This is a genomic window from Nostoc sp., assembly GCF_036917755.1.
Taxonomy (GTDB): Bacteria; Cyanobacteriota; Cyanobacteriia; order Cyanobacteriales; family Nostocaceae; genus Nostoc.
In genome coordinates this window covers 36,089-46,435 of the sequence record NZ_JBALFC010000026.1, presented here as the reverse complement: position 1 = coordinate 46,435, position 10,347 = coordinate 36,089, and the positions used below count along the sequence as shown (strand labels likewise).

Annotated in this window: 9 protein-coding genes and 5 pseudogenes; 6 read left to right on the top strand and 8 right to left on the bottom strand. The window is 41.1% G+C overall.

Annotated elements, in window-relative coordinates; genetic code table 11:
* Positions 1-491: 491 nt before the first annotated feature.
* Positions 492-746: pseudogene (locus V7L05_RS08455) on the top strand (DUF4277 domain-containing protein); the annotation flags it as partial.
* A 3-nt stretch (positions 747-749) separates the two neighbouring features.
* On the opposite strand, the pseudogene V7L05_RS08450 reads toward V7L05_RS08455, so the two are convergent.
* From V7L05_RS08450 to V7L05_RS08430, 5 genes and pseudogenes are all read right to left on the bottom strand, one after another.
* Positions 750-1,172, bottom strand: a pseudogene (locus V7L05_RS08450) (transposase); the annotation flags it as partial.
* Between the two features lie 104 nt (positions 1,173-1,276).
* Positions 1,277-1,537, bottom strand: coding sequence for a hypothetical protein (locus V7L05_RS08445; protein WP_335163610.1), 261 nt, complete (start codon positions 1,535-1,537; stop codon positions 1,277-1,279).
* Positions 1,538-1,608: 71 nt separating this feature from the next.
* Positions 1,609-2,406, bottom strand: a complete 798-nt coding sequence (locus tag V7L05_RS08440) for a peptidylprolyl isomerase (protein WP_335163604.1) — start codon at positions 2,404-2,406, stop codon at positions 1,609-1,611.
* 244 nt (positions 2,407-2,650) lie between these two features.
* Positions 2,651-2,929 (bottom strand): annotated as a pseudogene (locus tag V7L05_RS08435) (IS4 family transposase); the annotation flags it as partial.
* A gap of 536 nt (positions 2,930-3,465) precedes the next feature.
* Entirely contained in the window at positions 3,466-3,840 is a 375-nt protein-coding gene (locus V7L05_RS08430; RefSeq protein ID WP_099100046.1) for a c-type cytochrome, read from the bottom strand.
* 209 nt (positions 3,841-4,049) lie between these two features.
* Here V7L05_RS08430 and petG point away from each other — a divergent pair, with 209 nt between their 5' ends.
* On the top strand, positions 4,050-4,163 hold the full coding sequence (gene petG, locus V7L05_RS08425) for a cytochrome b6-f complex subunit V (RefSeq protein WP_063721252.1): 114 nt from the start codon (positions 4,050-4,052) through the stop codon (positions 4,161-4,163).
* A gap of 71 nt (positions 4,164-4,234) precedes the next feature.
* Here petG and rsmD read toward each other — a convergent pair whose 3' ends face one another.
* Both rsmD and hisH read right to left on the bottom strand, forming a co-directional pair.
* Positions 4,235-4,825 carry a 16S rRNA (guanine(966)-N(2))-methyltransferase RsmD gene (rsmD, locus tag V7L05_RS08420; RefSeq protein WP_335163602.1) on the bottom strand — a complete coding sequence of 197 codons (591 nt, stop codon included), beginning with the start codon at positions 4,823-4,825 and terminating at the stop codon, positions 4,235-4,237.
* A 77-nt stretch (positions 4,826-4,902) separates the two neighbouring features.
* Entirely contained in the window at positions 4,903-5,538 is a 636-nt protein-coding gene (hisH, locus tag V7L05_RS08415; protein ID WP_292800329.1) for an imidazole glycerol phosphate synthase subunit HisH, read from the bottom strand.
* Positions 5,539-5,596: 58 nt separating this feature from the next.
* Here hisH and V7L05_RS08410 point away from each other — a divergent pair.
* The 3 genes and pseudogenes from V7L05_RS08410 (at position 5,597) to V7L05_RS08400 (ending at position 8,201) form a co-directional block, all read left to right on the top strand.
* Positions 5,597-6,109: pseudogene (locus V7L05_RS08410) on the top strand (pyroglutamyl-peptidase I family protein).
* 40 nt (positions 6,110-6,149) lie between these two features.
* Positions 6,150-7,538 (top strand): DUF3370 domain-containing protein, encoded by a 1,389-nt coding sequence (locus V7L05_RS08405; protein WP_335163599.1) that lies wholly within the window; start codon positions 6,150-6,152, stop codon positions 7,536-7,538.
* 225 nt (positions 7,539-7,763) lie between these two features.
* The gene (locus tag V7L05_RS08400; RefSeq protein ID WP_335163597.1) at positions 7,764-8,201 is read left to right on the top strand and encodes a response regulator; all 438 of its coding nucleotides are present in this window, start codon (positions 7,764-7,766) and stop codon (positions 8,199-8,201) included.
* 92 nt (positions 8,202-8,293) lie between these two features.
* Here the strand turns inward: V7L05_RS08400 and V7L05_RS08395 are convergent, their stop codons facing one another.
* Complete coding sequence (locus V7L05_RS08395) at positions 8,294-9,622, bottom strand: hypothetical protein (protein ID WP_335163595.1); 1,329 nt, start codon at positions 9,620-9,622, stop codon at positions 8,294-8,296.
* A gap of 154 nt (positions 9,623-9,776) precedes the next feature.
* Between V7L05_RS08395 and V7L05_RS08390 the strand changes: the two are divergent.
* Positions 9,777-10,343, top strand: a pseudogene (locus V7L05_RS08390) (Uma2 family endonuclease).
* Positions 10,344-10,347 lie beyond the last annotated feature (4 nt).

Genomic DNA, 10,347 nt, shown 5'->3' with positions numbered 1-10,347 from the left:
AGTTTAGGGGTAGCCCTACGCAAAAATAGCTCGATGCCAGGTTTTATAATTTAAACTAAAACCCCCAAGCTTACATCACAGCTTGGGGGTTTTAGTTTATCCTGAACTTTGGGCATGGGTAAAAATATCGATGATCTAGAGAGCCAGTCCAGTAGAAGTAGTTGACAAAAGGTACAGTTTTTGCAGAGGCTCTGATTTATAGCCCACATTCCGCACCCTCAACTGTCACACATCAACAAAAAGTCGGACAGTAGTACATAAGAACTAAAATAGGAAAAGAGTAAAGAAGCTTAATACTAATAATTACTATTAAGTTTAGTAATCGGCTAGAAAGTTAAGTTTTGTGATAAAGACAGAAGAAAGGGATAACAAGGAGACAACGAAAGAGTTAAGAAAAAATTAATTGATTGATTGATTGATAACAAGAATTATTTGATAAAATTGCAACAGAAGTTGTGGAGAATCCTGAAGGGAAGTGAAATGCGAAAGAAATTAAAATTCAGAACATAGACCATTTAGGGATAGTAGCAGGAATAATAGATGCTATAGGATTGGTAGAAATAATAAATGACTTAATAGGTGAAGAGAAAGGAGAAAAAGTCAGTCCAGGTCATGTGGTCAAAGCCATGATTTTGAACGGATTAGGATTTGTATCTAAACCTTTGTATATGTTTCCTCAATTTTTTGAAACTATCGCGTGTGAGCATTTAATAGGAGCAGGAGTAAAGCCAGAGTATCTGAACGATGTTTACTTCTTCCTCTTTTTTTTCTAATCCCTTCTTGATAATTTCTCGATTCACTTTGTTAACTAAGTTTATATCTATTCTTTCTCTAAAGTGAACTAACATTGACGCATCAAATGGGGGACTATTACTATAGCAAGACAAGCCTATAAAGTATTGCAAATAAGGGTTCTCCCTAATCTGCTCTACTGTCTCTCTATCGCTTATTCCTAGTTTTTCTTTGATTATTAATGCTCCCAACGCCATTCTAAATCTTTTGGCTGGCGCGCCCATTTCTTCTGAAAATATTGCTGCGTACTCTGCTTCAAATTCTGACTAAGGTATCATGTTCGCCATGATTACCCAACGGTTATCTGAGGCTAGTTTTTCCCCAACGGGTAGTTCAAAGTTTTCTGCTGTTGTTTCTTGCTTTTGCGCTTTTCGATACATCTCAACGCAACTCGGCACAAGGTTTTCTACCTATTTTATCCTTTTTCCTTGCACTTTATTCTCTTTTATCCCCCCGAATCTCTTGATTTATCTAGGTTTTTCGTTTATTCTGCAAACCCTAAATATTGTCTTGCACTTGCCGCAGTCTTTTTACCTTTTTTTCTATCTCCTGTTTCATCTATTACTACTTTCAGAGGGTGTAGGGGGTAGGTTTGCAGGTTTGGGAACCCACGTTTAAAAACGTGAGATTGAAAACTTGGACGCTGTATTTCTCGCGCTGCGATCGCTATTTTTAACACATCCCAACTCAACCTTCTTAATTTAGCCAAGTTCAGTAGAAAGCGATTCAAAAGTGACATCTTCATATACATCTGCGATCAGTACCTTCGGTTTTGAAGCCAAGCATTTGAAGCCAAGCATGAGAGTCACCCCATGCTTAGGTAAAAGGTTTATCGACCTCTCCCTGTCGTCCCCTGTCCCTCTCCCCTTGTGGTGCAGACATGATTTGCTTTTGCTGTTCTTGTAGCCAGGTTTCAAAGAGTTCATTCAGCAGGCGCACTTTCATGAATTCATCCAATTGTGCTGGGATAAATTTTTCCAGCCGCAAAATCACAAACCAGTCAGCGATGCGGGTAGGCGGTAATATCTGACCTGGTTGACTGCTAGAGAGCATTTGCACCATTACCGGATGTAGTGCATTCAGTTCAATCGGACCGACTAAGCCACCAGTTTGGGCTTCTGGCCCAAGTGAGTATTCCCGCGCCAAGTCAGCAAAAAAGTTTTCTTTTGCCTGAATCCGGAAGTAAAGTTCTTGGGCAATTCCCACATCCTGGGTTCGCAGTAGGGAATAAATTACTTTGTCCAGTTTTGCCTTTGACTGAAAAAAGTAAGATTCGAGTTTATTACCCCAAGTGGCTTGCTTAAATTTTTCAATTCTCAGCTTACGAGTGGTAATCACTTCTAGTTGATCGAGAGTCAGACCTTGATGTGCCATCCAAGTCTGGATGTCTTCTTCATTTTTGAACTGTTTTTCAGCGTAAAACTGCTGTTTAGCTTGGGCTACTTCCTCAGGTGTACACTCTATTGCTACCTTCGCAGAGCGTGAATTTTGCTCTATCGCCTCATCGATGATCAATTCGCGCTGCAACTGTGGCAGCATTTGATAACTTGCCAGTAAGGAAATCAGTTCACTAGCTGTGATTGTACGATTACCGATTTGGATCGCTTCAGTCATTAGCTTTTGGGCATCTCAAGAATATCTAGTTTGTAAAAGAAGCTATAGCGTAGCCCATTCACTGGGAGCTTTTGTCTTAATCCTACGAGTGAGGTTAGCATACCTCACTTTCGCAATAATTAAAGAGTGACTTGCTAACATACTTTAATATATACAGTTTATATGACTTTTTATCAAAGATTCTACGTAAATACGACCAAATGTCAAGACTTTGTAACTGAGATAGTAAATCTTTAAAGACTCACTCAAATAATTCAGAAGGGAAAACTAAAAATCTTTCTCAAAGAGATTGTTGAGTAATGCCAGTGGCATGACACCATAATAAATCTTCTCTTGCCAATAAGCGAGTTAATTCTTCTACTCCAGGAACCTGCCGCCACAATAACGTAAATCCTGCTGCTACCATTAACGATAAATTGAGAACTCTGTCTCGTAATCTTAACTGCTTATAATATTTCTGTTGAGCAAAAATAGCTGAGGTTAATAAAGCTTCCAAGTGATTGGTAATCGCTTCATTATCTATAGTAGGAGTATTATGTCGTTGTGCCTGGTCAGAGTTGACTTTTGGTCGCTTGGGCATAGTGGTAAACCAAACTTTTCATTACCTCGTTTGATAATTGAATTTACCTAAAAACGAAGCCCACTTTTTACAAAGTTATTCTGTCGTTACAATGCTTTTTCATCCCTTATTTAAGTTTAAGCTGTCAAACACTTCAAAGATAATAATAATCAAAAATCGGTGGAGGAGGCAAACGTCCCTCGCCTCCTTCACCTCAGTTCCACACGATTATCATTATTACTAAAGCTATTTTGAGTATTTTAACTGATTGACAAAAGGCACTTTATCTTAATCTCTCACATATGAACTCTAACTCTAGCTTTGTTTGATTCTGAAGGTGGGTCTCGCACATGGACTGCTAGTGACAAGCCGCGCTTGCTTTGAACATTTACAAATTCTCGTCGTCTATTAAGAGTTCTCAAAGATGGAAAAAGGCAGCACATCCAATGCTACCTTTTCTATGAGCGATCTATGTATTCCGCAACCAAAAATTATAACCTCTACAATGACTCTAAATAGTTCAAAAGATCCGCCATTTCTTGGGCGCTAGGTTGGAATTTTGGCATTGGCGGTGTTTCGCCACTGATCACTTGGTGAATCAGTCCATACCGAGATTTGTGCTTTGAAACAGCTTGCAAACTGGGTCCCACTCGCCCATCTGCTTCCAAACCATGACAACCAGCACAGTTAATTTGAAAGATCGCGTGTCCTTGAACTGGGTTTCCTGTTAGGGATAGAACACTCTTGACGTATGGATCGGAGGCTTGAACCAACTGAACACCAAAAAAGCCCAAAGGGACTGCTAGCAGTATGGCCAGCGTCAATAAAACGATGCGCTGAATCAAAATTTCAGGTTTGGTAATCTGGTTATCCAAAAGGTTTGCGGTGAAAATCTAGGTGTACTAAAAAGTTTTCATTTCCTACACATAGCTTAAAAGTTCTTGATTGTGTCTGCAAGCACAGAAGACTATTTTCTTGTGGGCGATCGCCCTTAAAAAGGCTGTAGGGCGCAGGATTCATACCAAATTTGGTAAAATCAAAAACAGGCAACGAATATTTAATAATTACAAAGAGGAGATTTCCAGTGGTTGAACCCCTGCTATCAGGTATTGTCCTTGGTCTAGTTTTCGTCACCCTCGCTGGACTGTTTTACGCTGCCTATAAGCAATATAAGCGCCCTAATCAGTTGGGGGGATGAGTATTGCTGAGTTAGGAGTTAGGAGTTAGGAGCAGAGACGCGATTAATGGCGTCTGTACAGGAGTTAGGAGTTAGGAGTTATATTGTTCCTCATCTCCCTTATCTCCCCCTGCTCCTTCACTCCAAATTCTGTAGAAAGTAAGTGATGTGTTGCCGTAAACTTTCTGGCGGCAAATTTCCCAAGCGGGAATCTCTGGTGGTGTCCAACCTTGTGAGGCGTGTTCAACTGCGATTTCACCGCTAGGATCTAAAAGTTGATAGTGAGCGATCGCTTCTAATACTCTCTGGTACAATCCACTGGCATAAGGTGGATCAAAGTAGATTCTATCAAATTGCTTGCCTGATAAAGTCTTTAACTGTTGGGTAATATCTCCCCGCAATACCCGAAGTTCTTGCTCGGCATTAGCTACCTGCTGCCAATTTTGTTGGATGGTGGCACAGGCTCGGCTCGATTGTTCAATTCCCACTACTAGGCTGGCTCCTCTACACAAAGCCTCTGCACCCATTGAACCTGTACCGGCGCACAAATCTAGCCAGTGGCAACCTGCAATTTGTCCCTGCCAAATATTAAAGACTGCCTCCCTGACTCGCGCACTAGTGGGTCTAGTTTCTTTTCCTGGTAAAGTTTTTAGCTGGCGATTGCCGTAAATTCTCAGGCTCATTGGGTATTAGTCATTAGTCATTGGTCATTGGTCATTAGTCTTAGATAAAGGACAAAGAAGAAATGACAAACATAGTGTTAGGCAGGAATTTTTTCGCGGACTTGAGCAACGAAATTAGACAGGATTTGCAATCCGATATTAGAGGATTTTTCGGGGTGAAATTGAACTGCCATCAGGTTTTTATGGGCGATCGCCGCTGTGACGGTTTGAGTACCGTGGGTGACGGTTGCTGCACGGATTAGCGGGTCTATTGGGTCAACATAGTAGGAATGGACAAAATACACCCAAGGATCGGACGGTAAATGCTCCCATAAAATACTTTTTGGCTGAGTCACTTCCAGCTGATTCCAACCCATGTGAGGAATAGTGATGTCAGGTTCTGAACGAAACCGCCGCACTTTTCCTTTGATAATTCCCAGCCCTGGTTGGGTACCTTCTGCACTTGATTCAAAGAGAATTTGCAATCCTAAACAAATTCCCAAAAAAGGTTTACCAGATGCGATCGCTTCTTTAATTGGTTGTTCCAAACCACGCGATCGCAGGTGTTGCACTGCTGGATCAAATGCTCCTACTCCCGGCAGGACTATTGCATCTGCCTGCTCTAATTCCTTTGGAGAATAAGTAACATTAGGAGTTGCCCCAGCTTTTTCCAAGCCTTTGCAGACTGAGTGCAAATTTCCCATCTCGTAGTCTACGACCGCAATAACTGGCATTTACCTGCTCCTTGTAAATTTATTATGGAGGGTTTTTCTATTCTAAATAATATTTGTTATGAAGAAAAGAATTCTATTAACTTCTTTTGATATTTGACTAAAGGATTAACAGTCGAATTCTGATGATGATTTATTACTTGAAGTGACCAAACTTGATCTGATACCGCATAACTTAAGTTTTTTACGCCAGTTACCCGTAGATGTGCAACTTGCCAGTACTCAGGTAATTGAACAAATCAATGCAATCAAACCTGATTACATCATCTGTTGTGGCCAGGCTACAAGCCGTACACAATTAAGTGTGGAAGCAGGTGCTAGCTGTGGAGAAAGTATTTTGCACACAGAAGTTGATTTAGAGAAATTAGTGGCGGGAATAGCGGCAATTCAGATTAGCCACGACTGCGGGAAATTTGTCTGTGAGAATCTTTACTATTCAGTGTTGGACTACTTAAGCCAAAAACAACTCAAGGCTCGTTGTATCTTTGTCCACGTTCCGGTTCTCAATCAAGAAAATTTGAGCGAGATACTTGCAAATTTCGTATTAATTATTAACAAACTGGCACTTTCATAAATTTGTCGGTGTCTATATGGTGGAGAAAATATTTAAATTTATGTTGTCATTGTTACTAAATTTTCTGCTTGGCCAAACAACTCCTGCCACGCTACCACCTGAAGAAGTGTTCCAACCACAAGAAGTACGTGCTTTACCAGGACAACTGGATACAGTGCCAACGTTTAACAGTAATAGTCCAGAGTTGGTATTGAAAGAAGGGATTTTACTTTCAACTTTTCCACCAGATGGTAAAAAAGTGCCAACGGCACATTTGAATTTTCCCTTTCGGGGGCGATTTGATATTTTTGCCCACCACATTACTAAGGCGGAACCACCAGAAAATTTGCGTAGGCGTAGCCCGTCGGAGACATCGCTCTATCTGGGGATAATTTTACATAACCCTGGTTCTGAAGCAGTGAAGGTAAATATTTGGCAGGCGGCGAGTTATTTGAGTCAACCGGATGCACCATTTATTCAGTTACCATCCTTGAGTCAAAATCTTTTAGGTAAAGTTTTTGCAGGTCCTGGCGATCGCGTCATGTCTGATGTGCTTCGGGGAGTGCGACAAGAGATTTTCCCTGCCCAAATTGAGATTCCACCAGGGCAAAGTCGGATGTTATTAAATTTGCCAATTCCTGTGCAGGGACTGACACCACCTCTGAATGGTCGGTCTACATTGATCCGACTGTGGAGTAATGGCACTGTCTATGCAGCTAGCCTTGCGATGTTTGCACGGGTGAATCCCGATGGTAGTGAGCGATCGCCTACTTTAGAAGAATGGCAAAATTTACTAGATAATGGAGATTTAGCTGGCCCACGAGATAAAGCGCCCACTCCCCTTGAGGAAACTGGCAAACCTATAATTTATGGGCGTGTTGCTGGAGTGGCTGGTGGTTCACGATGGAGAGCCTTATTAGTAGATAATCCTAAAGCCAGCTATCTAACTATTCCCCAGCCTGGTCAAGTGTTTTCCTACGCTCTGAGTACCTTGCATGGCGGTACATTAGGAACTGGTCAAATTCAAAGTGCTACCATGCTGGTGCGCTATCCTGACACGGCATATCGCGCTCATGGCAACTATGGAATTCAATATAATCTGAAGTTGCCGCTATACAACAATACTCAAAATCCTCAAACTGTTAGTGTGTCCATACAAACGCCAGTCAAAGAGGATCAGTTGGGAAAACCGGGGTTACGCTTTTTGAGTACACCAGCCCCTCAAGTATTTTTCCGAGGAACGGTGCGGGTACGTTACAAAGATGACCAAGGTCAGCCAAAAACAGAGTTTGTGCATTTAGTGCAAAGGAGAGGTCAACCAGGGGAACCGTTAGTTTTATTAAATATGAAAGCAGGCGATCGCTCCTTAGTAGAAGTAGACTTTCTCTATCCGCCGGATGCTACACCACCACAGGTATTAACAGTCTCAACCCAAGCTGAACCTCGGTAATGAGTCATGGGTAATAGGTAAGGGCTTTTCTCCAATTACCTGTTACCAAAAACTATATTTTCGGATAAATGTTACCTAACAGGGTAGTTAATGTTGCTCCGTGAATTAACTTTTTCATATTGATAAGGCTTTTCACCCCAAGTTTGTATATTTAGGGTGAATACTTATTCCCCTCCATGCGTTGGAATAGAAAAAGCAGACTATAGCAAGCAATAAAGGGATGGCATGACAACGGATCAAAAAATCACTCAAGAAACTGAGTTAAATTCGCTCCAGCAACTTATTGGAACCCTGATTTTACTGGTAGAGGATGAACCAGATATGGCAGATTTGCTCATCTTCATTTTGTCAGCAGCAGGTGCAGAGGTCATGGCTTTAACTGATGCAGAAACAGCCCTTGCTTTGGTAGAATCGCTTCATCCCGATATTCTGCTGTGCAATGTGAAGTTGCCTCATCATGATGGAAATTGGTTAATTGAGCAAATTCGAGTGCATTCTTGCTCATCTATAAGAGAGTTGCCCGCGATCGCTATCACTTCTTATACACGAGAGGTTTCAAGTCATAAGGCTTTGAATGCTGGCTTTAATCGATTTCTAGTCAAGCTTGAGAGTCCAGAGGAAATCGTCAGTGAGATTGTTCACCTACTATCTATCGATCTTTAAATATAACTACGCAGTCTTTATCTCGTTTTTAAGGTTGATTTCATCCCATCCCTACAAACGGATGGGTGAAATCTTGGATATATTTGTTAATCTTATTGAAAACCTTTTCCTGGCTTTTTTTGCCCCTTACCCTTGGGCTTAGATTTGTTAACATCTCCTAAAGCTTCCTGAAATAAGTTATGCAAATGTATGGGTACACTAGCAATTTCTGGTAATTCTGGCTCAATAGGTTTGTGAAATTCTTGCAAAAGTGCATTCAAGTCATTTTCAAGGTGAAACTCTGGACGTTGCAGAACTGTTTGCAACACATTTTCTAATTGAGTTGGATACTGTTGTGCTAATCGATGCCAAATAAAAGCATTAATACTTTTATCTTCGAGGTAGTAGCGAATTAGTTTTTCAGACCCTTGAACACTTTGCCAGTCTTCTGCCGATAAAATTGCTTGTACCTTACTATATGTTGGTAAAAACATTTGTCCCCAACGGGGATGAGAAAGAGCCGTTACCTGTTCTGCTTTCTTTAATTCAGCAGGTAAATCAACCTTTGGCATAACCATTTTGCTATTGCCGCTTTTGCTGTTAAACATCTGAGAGACTACGTTTGAGTCAGCACCAAATTCTTGTGCTGCTACTTTTATTTCATCGTCTCCAATGCCAGCCGCTTCTGCCACTTCAGCCAGAGATTTAGAAGTATCAATTCCTGCTGCTGCAAAGGTTTTTTCAGTAATTAATTCTTGAAATTCCGCTATTTTTTTATTAAGCTGGTATCCAGATAGTGTGATTTCATCAGTGCCAAAAAAGTCCACAAATTGCTGATGATATTGTACTACTGACTGCCAAGCTTCCTCTAGCAAGTCGGGAGCATCGCTGTAAAGATTACTTTTATAGTTCTCTTTGAAATTACCAATTGCTACAGCAAGTTTTGGTTTACCCAATTTACCCATCACTGTGTAAGGGCCAGAAAACATCCAGTAGCTATCGGTAACAGGAGAAATGCGAGTTAGTAAGATTTCTCCTGGTTTCAACCGAGATATTGCCTGTAATGTTTGAGTATTGTTCGGCTTGACGATGTAGCGTTTATCTGTCAACCAGTTCGTCAATTCAAAACCATCAGGTAGAATATTAGTTATGGCAAATAAGCCAATAAAAGTATGATGCCAACTGTTGATCAGGCTGCGATCGCTCTCTGACAAATCTGGATGACTGGCGATAAACAACTCCAATGGTGACTTATCGCCGACTTTCCCGGCTGTCAGAAAGCTATCGATGATTAAGTCCTGCTGTGTACTATCCCCACTTCCACGGCGCAACTGTGCTGCTGCATAGGTTTCTAGCGCTTGTGCCAGTTCGCCTTCAGCATCAAGGACAAAATCAACTAAGGCTTGTTTCAATTCGTGCGATCGTTCTAATATGACATCCACAAGTTAATCTCTCGGTGCAACAGATGTAGATTATAGCTTGTGAGAGAATTACAGCATCTAGCTATTGCTAGATTTATGGAGATGCACATTTAGCAGATTGAGCCGTCAAGCTTCTCTTAAACTAGATACAAGGGATCACACAAGGTCATTACAGATGGTTGCAACTCCAAATTCTAGCTATATTTCTCCAGAAGACTATCTCAAAGGAGAAGAAACCAGTCCCATCAAGCATGAATATAGACAGGGGCAGGTTTATGCAATGGCAGGGGCAAATAATACTCATGTGATTATTTCTCTTAATATTGCTTCAATGTTGAGAAATCATTTGCGCGGGAGTGGTTGTCAGGTTTATATCTCAGACACCAAAGCAGATATTGAGTCGATTAACATCTATTACTACCCCGATGTTATAGTAAGTTGTGACCAATGAGATAGAGCTTTTGACAACTTTCTGCGTTACCCTTGCTTAATTGTAGAAGTGCTATCTCCGACAACAGAAGCCTTTGACCGAGGCGATAAATTTGCCGACTATCGACAGATAGAGTCACTTCAGGAATATGTACTTGTGAGTCAAACTCGCTTAAATGTTGAGTGTTTTCGCCGCAACCCAGAGAGACAATGGGTACTTTATCCATATAGACAAGAAGATATCATTCATCTGGCAAGTGTAGATTTTCGGTGTGCTGTTGCAGATTTCTATGAGGATGTTACTTTTGAATAGCCCT

Bases quoted from the DNA above. Each gene is read 5' to 3' on its own strand.
- rsmD (WP_335163602.1), bottom strand. From the start codon at position 4,825: ATGAGCCTGAGAATTTACGGCAATCGCCAGCTAAAAACTTTACCAGGA.
- V7L05_RS08405 (WP_335163599.1), top strand. From the start codon at position 6,150: ATGTTGTCATTGTTACTAAATTTTCTGCTTGGCCAAACAACTCCTGCC.
- V7L05_RS08445 (WP_335163610.1), bottom strand. From the start codon at position 1,537: ATGAAGATGTCACTTTTGAATCGCTTTCTACTGAACTTGGCTAAATTA.
- V7L05_RS08400 (WP_335163597.1), top strand. From the start codon at position 7,764: ATGACAACGGATCAAAAAATCACTCAAGAAACTGAGTTAAATTCGCTC.
- hisH (WP_292800329.1), bottom strand. From the start codon at position 5,538: ATGCCAGTTATTGCGGTCGTAGACTACGAGATGGGAAATTTGCACTCA.
- V7L05_RS08440 (WP_335163604.1), bottom strand. From the start codon at position 2,406: ATGACTGAAGCGATCCAAATCGGTAATCGTACAATCACAGCTAGTGAA.